The sequence below is a fragment of the Streptomyces glomeratus genome, assembly GCF_021462825.1.
GTDB lineage: Bacteria > Actinomycetota > Actinomycetes > Streptomycetales > Streptomycetaceae > Streptomyces > Streptomyces glomeratus.
On record NZ_JAKEEB010000018.1, the window covers coordinates 12,762 to 34,369 of the forward strand.

17 protein-coding genes are annotated in these 21,608 nt (G+C 71.5%); all 17 read right to left on the reverse strand.

The window, feature by feature from the left end:
• Positions 1 to 15 precede the first annotated feature (15 nt).
• The gene (locus LZ604_RS21100; protein WP_234516978.1) at positions 16 to 1,770 is read right to left on the reverse strand and encodes an NlpC/P60 family protein; all 1,755 of its coding nucleotides are present in this window, start codon (positions 1,768 to 1,770) and stop codon (positions 16 to 18) included.
• A gap of 126 nt (positions 1,771 to 1,896) precedes the next feature.
• Positions 1,897 to 2,391, reverse strand: coding sequence for a beta-carotene isomerase domain-containing protein (locus tag LZ604_RS21105; RefSeq protein WP_234516979.1), 495 nt, complete (start codon positions 2,389 to 2,391; stop codon positions 1,897 to 1,899).
• Positions 2,392 to 2,409: 18 nt separating this feature from the next.
• Complete coding sequence (locus LZ604_RS21110) at positions 2,410 to 3,000, reverse strand: GNAT family N-acetyltransferase (protein ID WP_234516980.1); 591 nt, start codon at positions 2,998 to 3,000, stop codon at positions 2,410 to 2,412.
• A 3-nt stretch (positions 3,001 to 3,003) separates the two neighbouring features.
• Positions 3,004 to 3,282 (reverse strand): acyl carrier protein, encoded by a 279-nt coding sequence (locus LZ604_RS21115; protein WP_234516981.1) that lies wholly within the window; start codon positions 3,280 to 3,282, stop codon positions 3,004 to 3,006.
• Positions 3,272 to 4,795 (reverse strand): AMP-binding protein, encoded by a 1,524-nt coding sequence (locus LZ604_RS21120; protein WP_234516982.1) that lies wholly within the window; start codon positions 4,793 to 4,795, stop codon positions 3,272 to 3,274. Before LZ604_RS21120 ends, LZ604_RS21115 begins: the two co-directional genes overlap by 11 nt.
• Positions 4,792 to 6,825 (reverse strand): class I tRNA ligase family protein, encoded by a 2,034-nt coding sequence (locus tag LZ604_RS21125; protein ID WP_234516983.1) that lies wholly within the window; start codon positions 6,823 to 6,825, stop codon positions 4,792 to 4,794. The genes LZ604_RS21120 and LZ604_RS21125 overlap by 4 nt, the downstream gene beginning before the upstream one ends.
• Before the next feature lie 101 nt (positions 6,826 to 6,926).
• On the reverse strand, positions 6,927 to 7,985 hold the full coding sequence (locus LZ604_RS21130; protein WP_234516984.1) for an NAD(P)/FAD-dependent oxidoreductase: 1,059 nt from the start codon (positions 7,983 to 7,985) through the stop codon (positions 6,927 to 6,929).
• Positions 7,982 to 9,301, reverse strand: coding sequence for a lysine N(6)-hydroxylase/L-ornithine N(5)-oxygenase family protein (locus tag LZ604_RS21135; protein ID WP_234516985.1), 1,320 nt, complete (start codon positions 9,299 to 9,301; stop codon positions 7,982 to 7,984). Before LZ604_RS21135 ends, LZ604_RS21130 begins: the two co-directional genes overlap by 4 nt.
• A gap of 159 nt (positions 9,302 to 9,460) precedes the next feature.
• The gene (locus LZ604_RS21140) at positions 9,461 to 10,648 is read right to left on the reverse strand and encodes a saccharopine dehydrogenase family protein (protein WP_234516986.1); all 1,188 of its coding nucleotides are present in this window, start codon (positions 10,646 to 10,648) and stop codon (positions 9,461 to 9,463) included.
• The gene (locus LZ604_RS21145) at positions 10,638 to 11,765 is read right to left on the reverse strand and encodes a saccharopine dehydrogenase (protein WP_234516987.1); all 1,128 of its coding nucleotides are present in this window, start codon (positions 11,763 to 11,765) and stop codon (positions 10,638 to 10,640) included. The genes LZ604_RS21140 and LZ604_RS21145 overlap by 11 nt, the downstream gene beginning before the upstream one ends.
• Positions 11,766 to 11,903: 138 nt before the next feature.
• A complete protein-coding gene (locus tag LZ604_RS21150; protein WP_234516988.1) occupies positions 11,904 to 13,100 on the reverse strand; it encodes an acyl-CoA dehydrogenase family protein in 1,197 nt (398 codons plus the stop codon).
• 131 nt (positions 13,101 to 13,231) lie between these two features.
• Positions 13,232 to 15,088: an FAD/NAD(P)-binding protein gene (locus LZ604_RS21155; protein WP_234516989.1), complete on the reverse strand. Its 1,857-nt coding sequence runs from the start codon at positions 15,086 to 15,088 to the stop codon at positions 13,232 to 13,234.
• A gap of 64 nt (positions 15,089 to 15,152) precedes the next feature.
• Entirely contained in the window at positions 15,153 to 15,401 is a 249-nt protein-coding gene (locus LZ604_RS21160; protein WP_234516990.1) for an acyl carrier protein, read from the reverse strand.
• Between the two features lie 257 nt (positions 15,402 to 15,658).
• Positions 15,659 to 16,819 (reverse strand): 2Fe-2S iron-sulfur cluster-binding protein, encoded by a 1,161-nt coding sequence (locus LZ604_RS21165; RefSeq protein ID WP_234516991.1) that lies wholly within the window; start codon positions 16,817 to 16,819, stop codon positions 15,659 to 15,661.
• Positions 16,820 to 16,842: 23 nt separating this feature from the next.
• Positions 16,843 to 18,339 (reverse strand): phytoene desaturase family protein, encoded by a 1,497-nt coding sequence (locus LZ604_RS21170; protein WP_234516992.1) that lies wholly within the window; start codon positions 18,337 to 18,339, stop codon positions 16,843 to 16,845.
• A gap of 90 nt (positions 18,340 to 18,429) precedes the next feature.
• Positions 18,430 to 20,100, reverse strand: coding sequence for a class I adenylate-forming enzyme family protein (locus LZ604_RS21175; protein WP_234516993.1), 1,671 nt, complete (start codon positions 20,098 to 20,100; stop codon positions 18,430 to 18,432).
• An 11-nt stretch (positions 20,101 to 20,111) separates the two neighbouring features.
• The gene (locus LZ604_RS21180; protein ID WP_234516994.1) at positions 20,112 to 21,608 is read right to left on the reverse strand and encodes a lyase family protein; all 1,497 of its coding nucleotides are present in this window, start codon (positions 21,606 to 21,608) and stop codon (positions 20,112 to 20,114) included.

Consider the following 21,608-nt stretch of genomic DNA (forward strand, 5'->3'; position numbering starts at 1 on the left):
CGGGCCGCGCCGATGTCAGATGCGGTGCACGGTGTGCAGCTTCTTGGCGTATGTGCCCGTGCCGTCCAGCACGGAGGCGCCGCCGAGGTCGGCCATCGTGGGCCCGTTGACCGTCTTGCGGCTGGAGAGGAAGCGGCGCTTGCCGGCCGCGTCCTGGCCCAGGTAGATGCCTACGTGATCGACGGTGACGGTGACCTTGTCGTCACTGGAGTCGGCGTTGAACAGCACCAGGTCCCCGGGCTGGAGCAGGGCTGCGGCCGGCGGGTTGGTGCCGTCCGTCCGGTCGATGCGCACCCCGGGCGCGTAGTCGGCCATGTCGCGGGACTTGCGCGGCAGCCTCTGCCCGGAGGTGTCCTGCCCCGCGGCCATCGGCACACCCATGTGGTAGCCATAGACCATGCGCGTATAGCCGGAACAGTCCAGGTTGCCCACCTGCTTGCTCGACGGCCCGGTGTGGGTGCCGTCGTCGAAGGTCCAGCCCACGTTCATGTACTCGTGGAAGTCGGCGCCTTCGTACCGGTAGCCCTGCGGATCCAGATAGCCGTAACCGGCCTCCCCCAGCACCTGCTTGCCCTGCGCGGGCCCCGATCCGGCCGTGACGGCGGGCGCGCCGCCCAGGAACATCGCGGCGTGAGCGAGTACGTCCGGAACCGTGGAACCCGCCCAGGCACGGATGGTCTGCTCCAGCTGGCCGCTCCAGGTGCCGTCGAAGGGCTCGGCAAGGACACGCACCCAGTCACCGTGGGTGACGGTCGGCGGAGCCTCCCAGTTCGCGGCGGACACCTCGAAGCGGCTGACGGACAGCTTGACGGGCAGGTTGGTGCAGCCCTTGTTGGCCAGGGCGCGCACCCCCACGCGGCCTTTGGTGAACGTGCTGTCGGTGACGTCGACGGACCAGGCGGACGGCTCGGCCGAACCCCCGCGCCAGGCCTTGGCCTGGATACGGGCCCCTTCGCGGCGTATGCGTATCGTCCAGTCGGAGCCCGCGGGCACGTCGGTGGCCAGGGTCAGGGCCGAGGCCAGCTGGGTGACGGTGTCGGCGACCTCCTTCTCCACCCGCAGTTCGACCGCGCCGGTGGTCAGGAAGGACAGCCGGGCCCGGTAGTTGTTGTGCGTGTCCTGGTAGCCGAAGGACAGGGCGAACGAACACGCCTGGCCGGTGGGCACCTTGTCGAAGCGGGCCACGCACCGCACATCGACATCGGTGATCTCGTCGTCCCTGAGCGTGGCGTGGCGGCTGGCGAAGTCGGTCGTCAGGCTGATCACGCCGGCGCCCGGAACGACCGAGTAGTCGGTGTCCGCCGGACCCAGGGTGGACCAACTCCCGCCCCCGGGAGAGCTCCCCCAGTACTGCCGGTCCGCCTCCGGCAGGGACGGATCCGGCAGGGTGCGCTGGAAGCCGTCCACGAAGGGCCGCTTGTTCTCGGCGAACACCCGCTGCGGCCCGGGCAGTACGACGGTCCGCGCGCCGTGGGTCAGCAGGGCGACGCGCCGGCCACCGGAGGTGACCTCCGTGCGGGCCGGGGTACCCGCCAGCACCGTGGCGGTCAGCGGGGTGGTGAGCGTCACCGGGGTGAAGTAGGAGGCGTCCAGCGGCGGCAGGGTCACCGAGGAACGGGCCGGGCTCGATCCGGCAGGACCTGCAAAGGGCGGCACGGTTGCGGACGAGCCCGCCGCGCGCGCGGGGCCGGCGGCCAGACCGGTGAGTGGGACGGCCGCGGCCGAGGCCACAAGTGCGGCGAGAAGACCGCGTCTAGAGGTTTCAGGCATACCTCCATGATCCCTTCCGTCCCGGGCACCGAGGACATCGCCCCCCTGCCCGGCATCCGTCGCCGTGGTCGGCGCGGTGCCGCGCCCCGGCCCCCACCTCGCCGGTGGGGGGCTGCGGGGCGCGGGTCACCCGGGCCGGCGCGGTGACGGGGTGAAGGAGACGTCACACGTGGACCGTTGGAAGTCGGGGGTGAGCGTCGTGGGGATACCGAGGGAGTCGGTGAAGAAGGTCTCCGTGGGGCCCTTGCAGATGCTCAGGCAGATCTCCGGCGAGGTGCTGGTGAGGAACCTGCACCGCTCCACCACCAGCTCGGTCCGGCCCGTGCGCTTCATCGGGCCGACGAGCCACCGGAACAGCTGCGGTGTCGCCAGGGTGAGGGCCCGGGCCGCCGCGCGGGGTGCCAGGCGCCCGAGACGGCCCATGACCCCGACCACCCGGCGTCCGCCCATCCAGTCGATGTACGAGCCGTGCACCGCCCTGACCAGCTCGGCACCCGAGAGATGGGCGTACTCGTACTCGGTCTCGTCGACGAGCGCGGCGTAGCCCGTGGCGGGCGAGCGGTAACCGATCCGGCGTGCGTGGCCGCGAAGGAACTTACGGAGCAACAGGCCGTCGAACATGTACCGGCACCCCCTTCCTCATGCCCCGCCGGTCAACAGGTGTTCCTTCACCCGAGGCCACTCGGCGCGCAGAACGCTGTAGAAGACGGCGTCACGGCGGCGCCCGCCGGGCATGTAGTTGAAGCTCCTGAGGACGCCCTCCTCCGTGGCGCCGATATTGCGCAGCCCTCGTCGCGCCTGCTCGTTGAGGACGTCGGTCTTGAACTCGACCCGTTCCGCGTCCAGTCGCTCGAAGGCGTGCTCCAGGAGCAGGTATTTCACCCACCGGTTGACACCCTTGCCGCGGAAGTCGCGGCCCAGCCAGGACCAGCCGATCTCCAGCCGGGCGTCCGCCTCGGCGAGGTTGCCGTAGCACATGCTGCCGGCGATCCGGCCGGAGGACTTGTCGGTGACGACGAACACGACCCTGCGCCCGGCCGCCTGGTCGGCCAGGCAGGTGTCGAAGAAGACCTTGAAGTCGGCCTCGTTCTCCACGGCCGAGACGAAGTAGCGCCAGATGTCGGGGTCCATGGCGACCGCCCGGATACCCTCGCGGTCGGCTTCCGTCACCGGGTGGAGTCGCACATGCTCGTTCTCCAGGACGGCCGCCGCCTTCTGTGCCCAGGTCATGTGTCAGGATCCCTTGGTCGAGTGTGGGGCCAGTGCTTCTACGACGTCACGCAGGCTTCGCATCCGGTCGAGGTCGTCCTCGGTGAAATGGGCGAGGTCGACCCCGGTAGCCTCGCACAGCTCCGTCAGGAAAAGGACCTTGTTCAAGGACGTCAGGGCATAGGAACCGGCCATGTCGGCGTCCAGATCGAGCGCCGTCGGCGCGATGTGGTGGGTCAGCACGGCGGCCAGTTGCTCGCGGGCCGCGGTCTCCAGCTCGGGCAGCGTGGATTCAGACAGCATGGATTCCCTCCTCGGGGTCGTGGACGGCGTCGTGGTAGACGTCGAGGATCCGGCCTCGCTTCGGCTTGTACTGCGAGGTGAGCAGGCCGTTGTCGATGGAGAACGGAGGATCCGCGACGATGGCGCGGCCGATCCGCTCGTCGGCGGCGCGCACGGCGTTGGTGAGGGCGAGCCGGGCGGCGATCGCCTTCTCGTCGGCGGGTTCGGCGGCCGGGGACACCACGGCCACCAGCTCGGTCTGTCCCGGGCAGAACAGGACGCACTCGGCGATGGCCGGATCGGCCTTCATGTCCTCCTCGATCGGCCGGACGATCACCTTCTTGCCGTTGTCCAGAACGATCACGTCGTCGGCCCGGCCCCGGATGAACAGGAATCCGTCCTCGTCGAGATAGCCCAGGTCGCCGGTGCGAACGGTGCCGTCCGGGCCGAACACCCGCTCCGAGTCGCCCGGCCGGCAGTAGGCGTAGTGGTCGTTGACCGGGTGCTCGCTGCGGACGCTGACGACGCCGTCCTCCCCGATCAGCACCTCTTTGCCCGGAAGTACCTGGCCGACGCTGCCGTCGCGGTGGGCCTTGGGATGGTTCTTGGTGACGATGCATGTCTCGTTGAGCCCGTAGCCCTCGTAGATGGGCAGTCCGGCCTCGGTGAAGAAACGCAGCATGCTCGAGGCCGCGGGTGCCGATCCGGTCCACAGGTAGCGGATGCGGTCGCCGAAGACGGCCCGCGCCGCCTGCCCCACGGTCTGTCCGTCGCCCGCCCGGCGCATCCTGGCCTCGATCTGGCGCTTGGCGGTCTCGTAGAAGGCCGGGACGCCCATCACCACGGTCGGCCGCACCCGGCGCAGCGCCGCGAACGCGGCCTCGTAGGTACTGACCGTCACGTCGTGGCCGTGCAGGAGCGCCGAGTAGATCCAGTAGCGCTGCTGGAGGAGGGAGAGCGGCAGGAACACGAACAGGTCGTCACCCGGGCCGTGTTCGAAGATCTGCTGCACCGCCCGCAGCGAGCTGTCGATGCTGCCCGCGGTGGCGCCGAGCCCCTTGGGCTCGCCGGTGCTGCCCGAGGTGAACTTGACGGTGGTGACGTCCTTCGGACCCCACGTCACCGGCCGCAGCGGCACCCCATCCAGGTCCGCCCGCTGCGACACCTCGGTCACCTCGCCGATGGGGACCGCGCCGGGCGCCTCGGCGGGTCGGTCGGTGAACAGCAGCCGGATGCCGTAACGCCGGATCAGATCGCCGGTCGGCGCGAACTTGCCCGGCTCGAACCCGGCGGTCTCGGCCTTCAGGCGCAGCGCCGCCAGATCCAGCAGGACCCATTCCAGACTGTTGGCCGCGAGGATGCCGATCCGGTCGCCGGGGCGGACCCCCTGCCCCGTCAGCCACCGGGCGACCCGGCCGGAGCGCCGGTACAGCTCGCGCAGGGTCAGGGTCTGGGTGCCCAGCAGGCTCGCAACGCGGATGTGCCCGTCCCCCGGCTCGGTGGCGACGATGCGACCGAGCGTGTCCTGAGTCATCGGTCCCCCTCCCCCGCTGCCTGTTCGGCCGGTCGCAGGCCCGTGCCGGATGTGTCGTCCGGCTGGAAGAAGACGGTCTCGGCGAGCCGTATCTCACTGTCCGGCGCGACCAGTTCGACCGTCTGCGGCCAGCTGGTGGGCTCCGGCAGACCCAGCGCGGCGGCCAGCCGGCCGGCGAAGCGGGGCATCACGGGCACGGCGACGTGCGCGAGCAGCCGTGCCGCGGCCAGTTCCAGCGCGACGGCGGTGCGGGCCTCGTCCTGCCATCCGGCGCTCTGCGCGGTGAGCGCCTCCTGGCGGGAGAACCGGACCGTGTCCTCGACCAGTCCGTCGAGTTCGGCCGCTGCCTGGTTCAGCGAGAAGCCGTCCGCGCGCAGGCTTCCGCCGACGGCCGCGAGGCGGGCGCCGAGACGGGCGAGGAAAGCGGAGTGCTCCGGTGTCCAGTTGCCGGCGTCGGGCGCCTTGCCGTCGTAGTGCTTGACGACCCGCGCGCCCAGGTCGTGCAGCCAGCGCTGCCAGGTCCCGATGAGGGTCTCGTCGAGCGTCCTGGCGTAGTGCGCGCGGCGGAAGTCGGTGCGCTCGCCCTCGGGCCGGGAGCGGGAGAGGAAGTAGCGGACGGCGTCGACGGAGTCGGGGGTCAGGATCTCCTTGCCCCAGATGGCGTGGCGCCGGCTCGTCGAGAACTTGCTGCCCTCCAGCAGGTAGAACTCGTTGACGTGGTAGTCGATGTCCGGCTCCCAGTCGGGGTGGGCCAGCCGGTAGAGCACCGGGTAGAGCACGGAGTGGTAGAAGCTGTTGTCGTAGCCGAAGAAGTGGACGATCTTCCAGTCCTGGTCCGGTTCGGCCGCCTTCCAGTCGCGCCCCAGCCTCAGGCCCAGCGACTGGATGCCGTGCAGGAAGCCGTAGGACATCTCGGGCCAGACCCAGATCACCTGCCCGTCGACGTCCGTCTCCGCGGGCGGTACGCCCCACGAGGACGGGTGGGTCAGGGGGATGTCCATGGCGGGGCGGGCGAAAAGCCGGTCGCTCAGCTCGCGCAGCCGGGCCGGGACACGGCCGAGGCGGTGGTGAGCGGTGACCTCGTCGCGGAACAGGTGCAGCGGAAGCGAGTAACGGGCCAGCGGTGCGCGCCGCGGCTCGGCCGCGGAGCCGGCGGAACGCGGCTCGGCCAGGTCCACCACGGTGTTGGGCTCGCCGCACTCCTCGCAGATGTTGCCGCTGGTGCCCGAGCCGCAGCCGGGGCAGCCACCCTTGACGTCCACCTCGTACAGGTACTGTCCGCTCTCGGCGTCGAAGAGCGCGTCCTTCTCGGTGACGGTGGCCCAGCCGGAGGCGACCACCCGGGAGAAGAAGTCACGCAGGCCGTCGCGGTAGCCGGGCTCCGCGTCGGTGACGGTGTACTGGTCGGGCCTGATGTCCATCAGGTCGAGGGTGCGGGCGATCTCGGCGCTGTAGTGCGCGGCGGTCTCGGCGGGCTCGCGGCCCTCCTGGCGGGCGGCGCCCACCACATAGCTCTGGTAGTCGTCGCTGCCGGTCAGGTGCCACGCCTCGGTGCCGTTCATGCGCTGGAAGCGGACGAACGCGTCGGCGCCGAGGTAGGGGCCGGACAGATGGCCGAGGTGCAGGTCGCCGTTGGGTGTGGGCGGCGTGGAGAAGACGAACACCGGGCGGTCGCCGAAGGCCCGGCGCTCGGCGTTGTCGGCGGACTTCAGGGCGCGGCCCGCATCGCGCCAGTACTGGGTGACGAAGATCAGGTCGGTGTCGCCGGTGTTCTCCAGGACGTGGGTCTCGAAGGGCTCGAAGAGGGCCAGCGTGCCCGGCTCGGCGGGGTGCCTGCGGCCGTCCACGACGAACTCGCCCCGGCCCGCGACGATGACGAAGAACTCGGTCTCGTCGTGCTGGTGGCCGGTGGAGGCCTGCCCCGGGGCGACCCGCCCCCAGCCGGCCCCCACGCCCAGCCCCTCGATGCTGCTCATGCGGATGCCGAACGCGTCGTGGAGGGCACGCGCGTCATAGCGACTGAAGATCATGTCGGATCCTTTCGGGAGGACGTTCCGACGGCTCGGCAAGGCCTTCGGAAGACGCCCGGTAAGGCTGCTCGGGAACCGGGAAGGGTTCGGGGAGGCGTCGGTCAGGCGGCGTGCTTGGACAGCAGGCGGACGGTCTCGGCGGCGATGGCCGGTGCCAGGCGGTAGCCCGAGCCGCCGGCGGCACCCGCGAAGAGCAGGCGCCCGTCGTCGGTGAGCGTGCGCACCAGTGGACCGCCGCCCGGGTTGTAGGCGTCGCAGAAGACCCGTCCCGAGCGGCATCGGTCCGCCAGCCGGGGCGCGTAGCGGGCCAGAATCTCCACGGCCTCAGCCCGGTTGGCGGGGGTCAGACCGGGATCGACGGTGTCGGGGTCCACGTCCCACTCGCTGCAGGTGTAGCTGAACAGCCAGTGGCCGCGTGCCCGGTAGGGCAACAGGAAGGCGTCCTCGTCGTGGAAGAGGACCGCGCCGTCCCCGTCGGACGGGACGTCCTCGATGTGCAGCGCCACGATCTTCTTCACGCGCGCCCCGAGCGGTGCCACCAGATCGCGCCAGGCGGGATGCGCCAGCCACGGCCCGGGGGCCAGCACCACCTGCCGTGCGGTGAGCACGTCGCCCGTGCACAGCGTGAGCCGGACCCCTTCCGTGTCCGGCTCGACGCCGGTCACCGTCACCCCTTCACGGAACTCCACCCGCGGACGCAGCTCGGCGGCGAGGGCCTGGGTGAGGGCGGGCACGTCCGCGAACTGGCAGCCATCCCCGGCCCAGGCCGCCGTGCCCTCCGGAAGGGTGACGGCGCCTGACGGCGCATCGTCCACGCGCCGCAGGTTCGACTCGGGCAGGTACACCTCTTCGAGGCGCCGCCCGGCCGATTCGGGCGCGACCACGGTCATCCCGAGCGGGTGGATGGGCAGCCCGGGGCGGTGCGCGGCGAGTTGGGCGTAGTAGCGCTGGCTCTCGGAGGCCATGGCCCGGACCGCCGGGGTGACTCCGCGGGGGAAGTGCAGACCGGCGGAGCGCCGGGTCGCGCCGGAGGACACCAGGTCGCGGTCGAGAACCGTCACCTCCGCGCCCGGGTCCGCGGCCAGGATCTCGCGCGCGATCATGCATCCGATCACGCCGGCGCCGATCACGGCGATCCGGGTGTTGTGCGTCGGGCTCATGTGTCCCTCCCGGCCCCGGCCCCCATCTTGGTCGACCACTCGATGAACGACGGCAGTTGCTCGTTGCTCGACACCTTGCCGAGCCGGTCGGCGATCCGCTGGCTGCGCCAGGCGTTCAGGCTGAGGTTGGGGTCGGCGAGTCCGCGCTGGCCGCGCGCCGCGTTCTGCACGAAGATCCGGCGGTCGTCCGGCCCGTCCCAGACAACGGCGTAGTCCTCGTCGATGCGCAGTTCGTCGCCGTCCCGCTCCAGCCGGTCGGCGACGGGGTCGAGGAAGTCCATACGGGTGGGCCGGAAGCCGGTCGCCCAGATCACGACGTCCGCCTCGAACATTTCCATGGCCTCGTGGTCGTCGTTGTGCCGCGCGGACACCTGCCATCCGCCGTACAGGCCGGTGGACACGTCGGTCACCTCACGGTTGGGGTACAGGCCCACCAGGTCGACGTTGCCCTCGACGAACCGGTGCACGTAGGCGCGCTGGTAGATGTCGCGCAGCGTGCTCTCCGAGATGCCGTCGCTGGTGAGGATGTGCCGGTCGTTGAACGCCCGCCGGGCGTCGCGGTCGAGACTGAAGAAGTACTCCGCGTGCGACGGCATGTAGTAGTCGTTGGTGAAGGGCGAGTCGTCGATCGGGAAGTAGTTGCCCCGCCGGGAGATCCACGAGACGCGGCGCGGCAGGGCCTTGCCCGGCTGGGAGATCATGTCGAGGAATGCCTCGGCCCCGGACTGTCCGCCGCCGATCACCACGACGCGCTTGCCGCTCAGGTTTCTGGCGTGGTGGAGGTACTCGCTGACGTGGAACTGCGTGGGGCCCAGGGCGCCTTGGACCTGCTCCGGGACCCAGGGGCGGCTGCCCACGCCGACGACCACGTTGTCCGCGGTGACGGTACGGCGGTCCGTGCGGACCGTGAACACCCCGTCGAAGGTGACCTCTCGTACGGTCTCGCCGAAGACGACGTTCTTGTTGCAACGGCTGGCCCACGCAAGGTAGTTGCGGTACTCGGCCCGTGGTACGGCGTCGAACTGGGCGTTGAGGAAGTGGTACAGGCGGCCGTTGTCGTGCAGGTAGGCCAGGAACGAGAAGGGGTTGCGGGGGTCGGCCAGCGTCACCAGGTCCTTGAACAGGGAGACCTGCAGGGTGTTTCCGGGCAGTTGCTGACCGTCGTGCCAGCTGAAGGACTCCTTTCGCTCCAGGAACAGATTGGTCACCTCCGGCCGGCTGTACAGCAGTGACGCGAGACTCAGGTTGGCCGGGCCTACGCCGACTCCCAGGCATCGGTAGTGCGTCGGGCCGGAGCGAGTGGGCTCATGAGCCATGTGGGATCTCTCCTTCGGGCGGGTCGCCGCGCTCGATGGTGTGAAGCGGTTCTCGTGCGGTGCCCGGCGGGCCGCCGGACGCGTACCGAGCGGCCGCCACCGCTCGGCGGGGGCTCGGCGACGCGGTGCCGAGGGGTGTGTGCGGGCCTGGCACGGGGGTCATGGTGCGACTCCCGGGCGGGTGGGCGGAGTCCGGGTGAACGTCGTGGGCACACCGTGGGCGTGGAGGAAACGCACCCAGCGGGCGGCCTCCTCGGGGTCCTCTGCGGCGCGGTTCAGGCCCGTCGGCAGGGCTCCGTCGAGGATGCGGGTCACGCCGTGGGCGAGCGGCAGCGAGACACAGCGAGCCATCGCGCTCTCGGTCTCGTCGCCTCGGAGGTCCAGCAGGTGGGATCCTCGCCACCGGATCCCGCCGTCGGTGTCCTGGACGGTCAGCTCGACGGAGAGGACCACCCGGTCCCGGTCGGCCTGCGTGGTCGGGTAGCGGTCGGCGAGTTCCTTGGCCAGTGACCGGATCCGGGCCTCGTCGCCGGTCAGGACGGTGTCGAAGACCTCGGTCCAGGCCGTGCGCCAGCCGGCGTTGCGCAGCGTGCCCCGGACGAATGTCCGGAGGTGCCAGCCGTCCGGGATGCGGTACTGGGCGACGAACGGCAGGCTGTCCCGGTTCGGGTAGACCTCGAACGGCTCCCCGTCCAGGACCAGGGTGCGGGTGGCCTGCCAGGGGTGGCGGGCCGTGCGCCGCCTGCCGCCGTCGATGTGCCGCGCGGGCGTGCGGAGCGCGGCCAGGACGCCGTAGGGAGCCCAGCTGAAGCGGTAGCGGAAGTCGTTGGGTTCGGCGGGGATGCCGCCGCAGTACGAGGTGAAGGTCACCGACTCCGCACGGTCGCCGACCTCTTCGCGGGCCCGCTCGACCAGCAGGTGGCTCAGCACATGGTCGATGCCCGGGTCGAGCCCGGCCTCGGTCAGGACGACGAGGCCGGCGCGGGCCGCGGCGGCCGCCTGTTCGGTGAGCGCCTCGGAGGTGTAGCTGGTGCAGGCGAAGTGGGCCCCGCGGGCGGTGGCCAGCCGGAGCAGGGCCGGGTGTTCGGTCGCGGGCAGCATGGAGACGACCACGTCACCGGGGCGTATCCCGGCCGCCAGGGCGCCTGGTCGGAGGGCGCGGGCCTGTGCGCGTCCGGCGAGTCCCAGGGCCGCGAGCCGACGGTCGGCGCGCTCGGCGGTACGGTCCCACAGCAGCAGCCGCCGGGCGCGTTCGCACAGCAGCCCCAGGCCGCTGCGGCCGGTGGACAGTCCCGTCCCGATCCAGTGGACGACGCCGCTTGCGGGCACGATCCGGTCACCGGACACGGACGCCCTCCCCTCGACCGGCACCGTGCGTGTCCGCTGCCGCGGCGGAGACGGCTTCGGCTCCCTGCGCACCGGAACCGGCCGCTTCCCTGGCCACGGCCTCAGCGAAGGCGCGCAGGCAGCGGGGCCAGGGCGAGGCGTCCGCGCCCAGGTCCGCCAGATGGGGCCACAGTTCGGCGGAGAAGTCCGAACTGGCCTCGGCCGGCAGCAGGGAGGGCAGGTTGTCGATGGCGATCAGGTCCAGCGGACTGTCACCGCCGCGCAGCCGCCGGACCGGCTGCGCCCAGTCGGTCACGGCGTCGTAGACGGGCAGGACGTTGCAGTCGGAGCCCACGTCGCAGGTGACGTCGACGACGACGGAGAGGCGCCGCCCGGGCGCGTCGAGGTCGGCCGGGGTGAGGAACGGCCGCACCCGGCGGGTCACCAGCACGGTGTTGACCAGGATGTCGTGTCCGAGCAGGGCCTGCCGGTCCAGGGTGCGGGTCTCCGCCAGGTCCCAGCGGACCGGCGTGATTCCGGCGGTCGTCAGCGCGTCGCACGCTCCCCGGCCGCTGCGGCCCAGGGCCCCGATGACCAGGGCCGTCCCGCCACCACGGCCGTCCCGCAGCAGGGCGTCCAGTTCCGCCCGGTCCAGGGAGCGCAGCGGCGCCTGCAGCGTGCCGCGCCGGTGCAGGACCGCCAGCGCCGCACCCAGGTAGCCGGCCCAGTAGCCGAAGGCCGCGAGGCGCCGCCCGTGGTCGTCCGTGAGGTACTCCAGGTCGAGCAGCGCGCCGCCGCCCGCCGTGAAGCGGCCGAGCAGCTCCCGGGCGCCCGGCTGGCCCTTGTAGGCGTGACCGAAGTACACATGCCGGTGGCGCAGCGGACCCGGCAGCGCGGCCAGCTCCTTCAGCCCCAGGACGTGATGGTCCTCGGGGGCCCCGGTCCAGCTGCCGGCCGGTGCGGTGGCACAGCCCGCGCGGACGTACTCGGCGAGCGGGAAGACGCGCTGGGGGGACTCCTCGACGGTGATCTGGACGCCCTGGCTCACCAGCCGCGCGGCGTCTCGCGGCACGAGCGGCGCTCGGCGTTCGGTGGGACGGCTCTCGTGCCGCAGCCACAGGCGGGGCAGGTCCGACATCAGTGCTGCTCCTCGAAGGGGTAACGTGCCCCGGCCCGGCGGACGCGGGCCGGATGGGCCGTTGTGCGGGTCGGGGTGGTCAAGCTCGGGCTCCTTGCGGGTGGGTGGGACCCGGCGGCGGGCCGGGGTGCCGGGCCGTCATCCGGCGAGGGCGGCGCGCCGTACGTCCAGGGCGTCGGCGATGGCCTGGCGCAGCACGTCCGTGGCGCCCTCGTAGATGCGCAGCGAACGGATCTGCCGGTAAAGGCGTTCGGGCACGCCGCCCTTGACCACTCCGGCGGCGCCGAAGAGCTGCAGGCCCGCGTCGACGACGTGCTGCGCCGCCTCCGTGGCATGGACCTTGGCGATGTGGGAGTGGCGGGCGAAGCCGCGGCTGCCCCGGTCGCAGTCCCAGGCGGCGCGCGCCACCAGCAGAGCGGCGGCGTTGATCCGGACCTCCATGTCCGCGAGCGAGGCCTTCACCATCTGGAGGTCGAAGAGCGTGCCGCCGTAGGCGTCCCGGTTTCTGGTGTGGGCCAGCGCGGCGTCGGCGGCCCGGCGGGCGAAGCCCACGGCTGCGGCGCCGACGGTCATGCGGAACCGTTCGAGCATGTCGACGGCGACGACGAAGCCCCGGCCGGGCCGGCCGAGTACGGCCTCGGCCGGCACCCGGCAGTCCTCGAAGGACAGATGCCCGAAGGAGCGGGGCGCGATGGCCTCGAGCCGTTCGCTCACCCGCACGCCGGGGGTGTCGGCGGGCACCACGAAGGCGGTGAGGCCGAGGGGTCCCGGTCCCTCCCCGGTACGGGCGATGACGACGAACAGGTCGGCGATGGTGGCGTGCGCGATCCACGCCTTGCTGCCGTTGAGGACGTAGCCGCCCTCGGTGCGCCGGGCGCTGAGCCTCACCGCCGCGAGGTCCGAACCGGCCTCCTTCTCGGAGACCGCGAAGGCACCGATGAGCGAGCCGTCGGCCATGCCGGGCAGGTAGCGCTTGTGCTGCTCGGCGTCGCCGAACCGGATGATCGGCGTGGCGGACAGGGACTGGATGGAGTACGCGAAGTCGGCGAGGTCCTCGGCGTAGGCGAGTGCTTCCCGGCCCAGGCACAGGGCGCGCAGGTCACCGGGCAGACGGTGGGGCGCGGCCTGGGGGTCGAGCGCGGCGAGCCAGCCGTCCTCCCCGAGGAGGCCCACCAGGCGCCGGCCGGCGTCGTCCGGGTCCATCCGGCGCACGGCCTCCCAGAGCGGGCCGTGGCCGTCGCACCAGACGCCGATCTCCTCGGCGAAGCTGCGGTGTTCGTCGTCGTAGAAGGGAAGCGCGAGAGCTTCGGGGTCGAAGCTCGTGGTGATGTCCACTGGGGAACTCCGTGCGGGTGAGGACCAGGGCCGCGGGGCGGCCCGGCCGGTTCGGATGACCGGATCGGGCGTCGGGCCGGCCGGCGGGTCCGCGCCGGGGTGGCACGGGCCGGCCGGGCCGGCGCCGTCCGTCAGGACGCCAGTGCCGCCCGGGCGATGGCGTCGGCGTCCTCGAGGATCACCGAGCCGACCCCGGGGCGGATCCCCGCGGCCGTCGCCCAGTGCACGAACTCGGTGGGCACTCCGTAGGCGAACCGGCGCGGATGGGACACGCCCGAGGCGTCCACCACCCGGTAGGGGCGCTGGGTGACGTCGAGTCCGCCGGTCTCGTAGCCGCCGCCGGAATCCGGAATGCGATACGGCCGGCACTGTCCGGTCTTCAGCAGGTGCCGCAGCAGCGGGTTGCCGCTGCGGCGCAGGTCCACGTCGGGGATGCGCGCCTCGATCAGCGTGGTGGTACGCACCTCCGAGCCGGGTATGGCGTCGGATCCGATGAGGAAGCCTTCTCCGCGAGGGTCCGGCCGCACCCGGGTGCGGGGGCCGACGGCCTGGAGGACGCCGGAGTCGACGAGCGCGATCATCTCCTCGATGCGGGAAAGTGGCGGGCCGATGGACAGATAGGCGTTGAGCGGCGTGAACCAGCCCACCACGTCGTCCCGGTAGGACGAGCCGGTGATCCCGGCGTGGTCGATGGCGAGGCGGACCTCGTTGCGCAGGTCGCGCAGGACGTCCAGGGCCGCCTTGAGCGGGTTGTCCACATTGCCGCCGCGGGCCTGCCCGGCGTCCTCGCGCAGGTAGCCGAGCAGCCACCGGTTGAAGTCGGCCCGGTCCGCGAACTCCCGTCGGCCGTAGGGGCGTTCGACGCGGTCCCAGTCCCACTCGTCGGCCGCGGTCACCCCGTGACGGCGCAGCACTGCGGTCCGCCCGGACGCGGGGGATGCCAGGTACTCGGCCAGGAACCGGTCGGCTGTACTCCGGTCGGTGCGCTGGGCCACGAGCGCCCGGTAGTAGACCGTGCGCACCTCCGCGTCCAGCAGTGGCCATACGTCCTGGCGGAAGGTCGCTTCGGGAGTGGCCCGGATCCGGCGGATCGCGTCGAGGGTGAGGAACAGCGGTTCGTGTCTGCCGGTCGGCCCCTTCTGGTTCTCCCCGCGCGCCTGGTACGGCACTCCCCGGCGTGATCCGGCGTACAGCGCGGGTTCCTGGCCGGAGGGGAGGTACTGCAGCCCCTCGGGGGACTGGACGAACTTCCCGCCCCGGCCCTCGGTGAGCAGGGAGAGGACGTCGAAGAACGCCAGTCCGAGGCCGCGCAGGCCGACCGGCTCGCCGGAGGCGATGCCGTCCAGGTCCAGATCCGCGGGGTTGGCCGCGGGCAGGTAGCGCAGCCCCTGGCGTCCGGCGAAGTCCGCGAGCCGCCGCTCCTCGGCCGCCGGCTCGTTGGGGCCGTGCCCGAGGGACAGCACCACGGCGTCCAGGCCCGTGAGCCGGGTGCCGTCGTCCAGGGTGAGGCACTGACCGGTCGCGTCCTCGTCCAGCGCGACGGCCGTGGCCGGGTGGACGACGATGCGGAGGGTGTCGGGGGCGGTCTCCACCAGGTGGGAGAACACCCATTCCAGATAGCGGCCGTACTGTGCGCGGGAGGGGTAGTCGTCGGGCCCGAGCTGCTCGGCCCCCGCCCAGCCCGTGCCGGTTCCGGACTCGGCCCGCTGGAGCCAGGCGTACAGGCTGGGGCCCGGCCGGACGGGCCCGGCGCAGTGCACGCTGTCGTCGGTGAACTGGCTGACCTGCGAGGTCACCGTGTTCATCAGCAGGTGGTGGGACTGCCGGGTGCGCCACGTGTGTCCGGGCCCGGGCGGGCAGGGGTCGACCACGTGGACCGACAGCCGGCGCTCGCCGGTGTGGTTGGCACATAACCGCTCGAGGACCGCGAGGCCTCGCGGACCGGCGCCCACGACGCAGATCGCCTTGGTCGGCTGCGGCAAGGTCACATCTCCTTCCTTCGGTCCGCCCGAGCGAAACGAGCGCCGGGGCACGGTACGGTGAGGGCTTTTCCTACTTCGTCGCGGCGCGCCGCGCGGCCTCTTCGGCGAATTCACCGAAGGTCATCGTCGGCAGCTTTTCCATCTCCTCGTCCGAGAATTCGACGCCGTAATTGTCGAGCTGCATTACCAGTTCCGCTATCGACAGCGACTCCAATTCGAGGCCACCGTCACCCAGTGGGGTTTCGTCGGACACCGACTCCGTGTCGAAGTGCATGTCCCGGAGCGTGTCGATCATTACTTTGCGCAGGTCAGAGGACATACTGCAAACCTCCTGTCGAGAGTGTGGACACCACGGGGAACGCCTCGGCATTTCGCCGGGTGCAAAGAGAGACGTACTCCGGGAAGCTCCGCGAGAGCTCGGGAAGCACACGGTACGAGGGTGGAGAATTTCCACCCTCCAGCCAAACCGGCCGGTCGGTGTGCAATGCCAGCAAACCACATTCCAGCCGGAATATGAAGGGCTGTGGAGCAATTTTTCGGACAGTCTGCGGGCACCCGAGAAAGGACGGCGGGGCGCTAGAAGTCAATTTCCAGGTCGGTGAGCGGATAGGCGACGCAGCAGTGCGCGAAGCCGAACTGGCGGTCGGACGCGCGCAGTCGCGCCTCCTCGGCGTGGAACACCTCCCCGGAGCACACCCGTACGCGGCACAGGGCACACTCCCCGGAGCGGCACGAGGCCTCCGGACGCAGGCCGTTGTCCTCCAGCGCGTCGAGCAGTGGCCGTCCGCGCGGCACCCTGAGGCTTCCCCGGCCCCGGACGGTGACGGTGACTTGCTCCTCGGGGTCGAGTTCCGCCGGCCAGCGGGGGTCGGCCGGTGGCGGCAGGGCGACGCTGTTGGCCTCCAGGCGGATCCGGCGGCGCGGGTGCCCGAGCGACTCCAACTGCCGTACGAGATAGGCGTACTTGCCGGGGGGCCCGCACAGATACGTCATCCGCCCGGCCAGCGGGCCGGCCAGCCGGGAGATCAGCGCGGCGTCCAGGGGCCCGACCTCCCCCGTCCAGTCGGGACCCGGATCGGAGATGACGTGGTGGACGGTGATGTCCCGGTGTTCCCGTGCGACGGCGTCCAGTTCGTCGTGGAAGATGATGTCGTCCGCGCGCCGGGAGCCGTAGAGCAGTGTCATACGACGGGACAGGCCGTGGTCGACGATGTCCCGGATCATGCTCATGGCCGGCGCGACCCCGGAGCCGCCCGCGAGGAAGACGACGTCGTCGCCGTGGAACAGCGGGTCGTGGTAGAAGGTGCCGATCGGCCCGCCGCTGGTGAGCCGGTCGCCGGGCTTGACGGTGTCGATCAGATGGTTGCTGACCCGTCCTCCCCGCAGCCGTCGCACGGTCAGGTCGTAGTGGTCGAGCGCCGCCGGACTGGAGGAGATGGAGAACGCGCGGCTCGTCAGGACGTCGCCGACCCGTACATGGAGGCTGATGTACTGGCCGGCCAGGAACGGCGGCAGCGGGCGGCCGTCGGTGCGCCGCACCCGGAAGGTCTTCGTCGTCACGGTCTCCTCGACGACCTCCGCCACCGTCAGATCCAGGACCTTCGGGTGGTACGGCGTGATCTCCTCCCGGGCGTCGGCCGGATGGTCCGCACCGGCCGCGCCGCGCCGCTCGATCTCCGCGACGACGTCGTCCGCCCCCTCGAACAGGTGGGCCAACGGGTTGGTGGACGTTGACATGTCTGACTCCGCTCGATGGTGCGTCACAGGACGGCCAGCAGCCGCCGGCACAGCCGGGCCGCCGTCACGATGGTCGAGTTGTAACCGCCGGCCGTGACCCAGTTGCTGACCAGGACCAGTCCCGGAACGTTGGGCTTGAGGTCGTCCTCGTGGAACAGCCAGCTGTCCATGGCGTCCTGGTCGAAGCCGTAGATGGCGCCGCCGGGTTGGCTGAGGTAGCGCTTGAAGGTGAGCGGGGTGGCGATCTCGGCCTCCTCGATCACATCCCGCACCCCGGGCGCGATGGCCTTGAGCAGATCGAGCAGCGAGGCCGCATACGCGGACTTCGCCTGCTGGTAGTCCCGCACCGGGACCGCTTCCCATGGGTCGGCGTACTGGATGGTGACCAGGTTGACCTGCGAGGCGCCGGGCGGCGCGAAGCCGGTCGGCCGGACGTCGTAGCAGCTGGCGAGCAGGAAGGGGGCGGGCTCCAGCGAACGCATGCCCCGGGCCACGGTGCGCTCGTCCAGGTCGGTCGTGAGGAAGTTGGTCGCCGTGGCGAAGCCGAGTTCCGCAGCGGGCGCGTCCAGGCCCAGATACAGTGCGGTGGCCGATGGGCCCATGCGCCGGGAGCCCAGGTCCCGCAGGACACCGGACGGGACGTCCGCAGGGTCGAGCAGCCGGGTGTACGTGGTGCTGGACGGCGCGTTGGACACCACCAGCCGGCAGGAGACGGTCTCTCCGCCGTCCACGCGGACCCCTACGGCCCTGCCTCCCCGGGTGACGATCTTCTCGACGCTCGTGTTGAACCGGACCTCGCCGCCGGCCTCCAGGAAGGACTCCAGCATCGCCGAGGACAGGGCCTGGCTGCCGCCCACGATCTGGTACGGCTTGGTCTCGATGAACAGCGCGAGCAGGCGCGCCATGTCCATGAACGACATTCGGGACGGCAGCTGGCCGTTGTAGCTCCAGTACGACGACAGCACGAACTTCAGGCGCTCGTCCGTGAAGAACTCGTCCAGCACCTCCCGGTAGGTCCGCAGGCCGTAGCGGCGCACGTCGGACAGGCCGGACAGCCACTCGACCTGCTCCTTGAGCCGGTGCAGGTTGGCTCGGGCGGTCAGCTGCCACAGGCCGACGTCCCGGACGATCTCCAGGAAGCGGGTGAGCGCGGCACGGTTGCCGGGGTAGTGGCTGTCGAGCACGTCCACCGCGCCCTGCCAGTCGGCGGGCAGCGTCACATCGAGCACACCGGGCACGACCGTCCGGTACAGCTCGTCGTCCTGGATGAGCCGCAGCCTGCGCGTCACATCCATCTCGTCCAGTATCTCGCGCAGGGGGCCGGGGCCGCCCATGCCGCCGAGCTGATGCAGGGACACCTCGAACTCGAAGCGGCCCCGGACGAACGAGGTGGCCGCGCCGCCCGGGACGTTGTGGCGCTCCACCAGCAGCGTCCGCTTTCCTCCGCGCTGCAGCGTGGCCGCGGCGCTCAGCCCGGCGTTGCCCGCGCCGATGACGATCACGTCGTAGTCGACGCTCATTCCATGTCTCCCTCCGGTGACCGCGGGGGTCTCCGCTCCGGTGACCGGGGAGGCGGGCCTGCCGCCTCCCCGGTCAGGACGCGGTGCCTGTCAGCACCCGCCGACCATCGACTTGGCCTGGTCCCGCACGATGCGCTTGAGGACCTTGCCGGTGATGCCGACCGGGATGCTGTCCTCGTCGACGACGACCGCCTTCGCCATCTCGGGCAAACCGTGCTTGGACAGCGCCGCGTTGACCCAGGCGGTCGGGTCCTCGGGCGCCTTCGTCCCCTCGACGAGGCTCAGGAACACATGGGTCTCGGCCACCCCGTCGTCCTCCCAGCCGAACTTCACGCCCTCGTCGGCCATGCCGACCACCGTGCAGTCGCGGATCTCGGGGTACTCCCCGAGCAGCACCTCCTCGGTGTAGGCGCTGTACACGAAGCCCGACTCGGTGCGGATCGCGTCGGTGGTGCGGTCCAGGTGGTAGAAGTTGTTCGCGCCGTCGCGGTAGACGAGGTCGCCGGTGAGGAAGTAGCCGCCGAGCCACTGCTTGTGCCAGCGGACGTTGTCGTTCCAGAAGCCCGGCGTCAGCGAACGGGACCGCACGCCGAGCCGTCCGACCTGCCCGGGCGGCAGCACCGCACCGTCCTCGGAGAGCGCGGCCGCCTGCGCGAAGCGCATCGGGCGGCCGATGCAGCGGCCGATGTTCTGCCCGCCGGCACGGTGGGCGAAGTCGAACAGCACATAGCCCATCTCCGTGGAGCCGAACATGTCGATGAAGATCGCGCCGGGGGCCGTGTGCGGCTTCAGGTCGCGGCCCGTCACGGTGTGCGAGCCCTTCTCCAGCAGGCGCTTGATGTGCACCAGGTGCGCGGCGTCCCCGGAGACGTAGTACGCCTCGACGCTCGACAGGTCACGGCCCGCCAGGTCCTCGGCCGCCATCTCCGCGAAGGTGTGGGTGAAGCCGAACACGATGGTGGGGCGGTGCTTCTCGATGCCGTCGAGAACGGCATGGCCGCTGGGGTCGGTGAAGTGCACCAGCGGCGCGCCGAGCACCAGGCCGAGGAGGGTGTTCGACATCGCCGACACATGGTGGCCGGGCAGCGCGAGCAGCCGCTTGCGGGTGCTGCAGTCCTGGCCGTCCTCCAGCCTGCTGAGCGCGCCGTGGAAGAGCGTCTCGTGGGTGTGGAAGGCGGACTTGGGGATGCCCGTGGTCCCCGAGGAGTGGGAGATCAGAATCGGGTCGGTCGGGGTGTGGCGGAACGGGTAGTTCTCCGGCCGCTGCGCCCGGTGCTCGGGGGTGATCTCCGACTGGAGTGCCACGAACTTCGGCGCGGGGTCGTCGTCGAGGTGCTGCAGCAGGTCCCTGTGCCACGGCTCCCGGGTCATCACGCCGACCACCTGCTGACGGCGGATGTACTCACGGCGTACCTCGGGCGGCATGTTCGCGTTCACCAGGGAGGCGATAGCGCCGAGACTGGTGAGCGCCATCAGGTTGAGGGCGAAGTCGGTGATGGAGGTGGACACGATGGCGACCGCGTCCTTCGCCCGCACACCCGCCTGGTGGTAGAAGCCGGCGTAGGTGGCGACGACCTCCTGCAGCTCGCCCAGCGTCAGCACCTCCGGGTGGTCACCGGAGGGCGCGCGCCAGGAGCCGTCCGTCCACAGCACCTGCTCGTCCAGGGACCGTCCGTACCCGGTGAGCCGGTGCAGCACGTTGCCCGCACCCAGAGCCCTGTCCGCGAGAATCTTCAGACGGAGTTCCTCACTGATCATCATCTGGCAGTCTCCTAGTCTTCCCGGTCGTGCGACGAGGGGGTGGGATGGGTGTACGGGTGCGGGGGCATGGTGGCCGGCACGGGGTCCCCGGGGGTCACGGTGGTGGCCCGGTGCACGGCGCGGTCGGTGAGGGGGAGGGCCGCTCCCAGGTAGTCCTCGGGGGCGAGCAACTGCTCGAGAGGGGTGGAGAAACCGTCCGCGTGTCCGGTTTCCTTCAGGGCCAGCCGCAGCGCCTCGGCCAGCGGCACACCGGTCTCCGTGGAGCGCACCGCACGGGTGACGGTCTCCTTGGCCTGACGCCGCCCGAGGTCCGGGGAGAGCGCGACGGACAGCCGCTCGGCGACCAGACCGGTTCCGGTCAGCACCAGGTTGGCGCGGACCCGCTCCTCGGAGACGACCAGTCCCTCGGCGAGTTCGGCGGCCGTATGCGCCGCGCCGCCGGCCAGCCGCAGGCACTCGCGCAGCGGCTGCCACTCCGCGTGCCAGGCCCCGGCGGGCCGCTCGTCCTCGGTGACCACCGCCTGCTGGAGAACCAGCGCGTAGACCGGCAGTTGGCGCGCCGCCGCCGCGACCAGCGTGCTCAGAACCGGGTTGCGCTTCTGCGGCATCGCGGAGGACTGGCCGCGGCCCGCCGCTGCGGGCTCCGACACCTCGGCGATCTCCGTGCGGGACAGCACCAGGACGTCCGCGGCGAACTTGCCGAGTGCTCCGCCCACGAAGGCCAGGACGCCGGCCAGATCCGCGATCGGGGTGCGGACGGCGTGCCAGGGCAACGCGGTCCCCGAAAGCCCCAGCTCGTCCGCGACCAGCTCGACGAGCCGCAGTTCGGGGTGGGACCCCGGAACACCGGCGGCTCGCAGGTGGTCGTGGTAGGCGGACAGCGTGCCGGCCGCGCCGCCGAGCGAGACGGGCAGGCGGCGGTCGAGCAGCGCGCGGACCCGGTCGTGGGCGTCGGCGACCAGGGTGAGCCAGGTGGCGGCCCTGAGCCCGAACGTGGTCGGCACGGCATGCTGGGTCAGCGTGCGCGCGGCGGCGGGCGTGGTGCGGTGGTCGCGTCCCAGGGCGGCCAGGGCCGCGCGGATCCGGCCCAGGTCGTCCCGCAGCAGTGTGAGCGCCCGGGTGGCGACCAGCATGGCCGCCGAGTCCAGGACGTCCTGGCTGGTGGAACCGGCGTGGACGTGCCCGGCGGCCTCCGGGGAGATGTCCGCCACCAGCTCGGTCAGCCTCTTGACGAAATACACGACCGGGTTGGCGGCCTCCCGCCCCCGGCGTGCCAGGTCCACCAGACCGAGCCGTCCGCTGGTACCCGCCGCGCGGATGGCCGCCGCCGTGCCCTGCGGCACCGCGCCGAGACCGGCTTGGGCGGTCGCGAGCGCGGCCTCGAACTCGACCATCGCCGACAGCCAGGCCTCGTCCGAGGTGACCGCCTCGACCGGTGCGCCGGCCCAGACGGGCGAGAGCAGCCCGGAGTCGGTTCCGGGCGTCCGGGTGTGTTCCTCGGCGGACAT

Coding starts and splice junctions, on each gene's coding strand:
- LZ604_RS21100 (WP_234516978.1), bottom strand. CDS start 1,770: ATGCCTGAAACCTCTAGACGCGGTCTTCTCGCCGCACTTGTGGCCTCG.
- LZ604_RS21105 (WP_234516979.1), bottom strand. CDS start 2,391: ATGTTCGACGGCCTGTTGCTCCGTAAGTTCCTTCGCGGCCACGCACGC.
- LZ604_RS21110 (WP_234516980.1), bottom strand. CDS start 3,000: ATGACCTGGGCACAGAAGGCGGCGGCCGTCCTGGAGAACGAGCATGTG.
- LZ604_RS21115 (WP_234516981.1), bottom strand. CDS start 3,282: ATGCTGTCTGAATCCACGCTGCCCGAGCTGGAGACCGCGGCCCGCGAG.
- LZ604_RS21120 (WP_234516982.1), bottom strand. CDS start 4,795: ATGACTCAGGACACGCTCGGTCGCATCGTCGCCACCGAGCCGGGGGAC.
- LZ604_RS21125 (WP_234516983.1), bottom strand. CDS start 6,825: ATGATCTTCAGTCGCTATGACGCGCGTGCCCTCCACGACGCGTTCGGC.
- LZ604_RS21130 (WP_234516984.1), bottom strand. CDS start 7,985: ATGAGCCCGACGCACAACACCCGGATCGCCGTGATCGGCGCCGGCGTG.
- LZ604_RS21135 (WP_234516985.1), bottom strand. CDS start 9,301: ATGGCTCATGAGCCCACTCGCTCCGGCCCGACGCACTACCGATGCCTG.
- LZ604_RS21145 (WP_234516987.1), bottom strand. CDS start 11,765: ATGTCGGACCTGCCCCGCCTGTGGCTGCGGCACGAGAGCCGTCCCACC.
- LZ604_RS21160 (WP_234516990.1), bottom strand. CDS start 15,401: ATGTCCTCTGACCTGCGCAAAGTAATGATCGACACGCTCCGGGACATG.
- LZ604_RS21165 (WP_234516991.1), bottom strand. CDS start 16,819: ATGTCAACGTCCACCAACCCGTTGGCCCACCTGTTCGAGGGGGCGGAC.
- LZ604_RS21170 (WP_234516992.1), bottom strand. CDS start 18,339: ATGAGCGTCGACTACGACGTGATCGTCATCGGCGCGGGCAACGCCGGG.
- LZ604_RS21175 (WP_234516993.1), bottom strand. CDS start 20,100: ATGATGATCAGTGAGGAACTCCGTCTGAAGATTCTCGCGGACAGGGCT.
- LZ604_RS21180 (WP_234516994.1), bottom strand. CDS start 21,608: ATGTCCGCCGAGGAACACACCCGGACGCCCGGAACCGACTCCGGGCTG.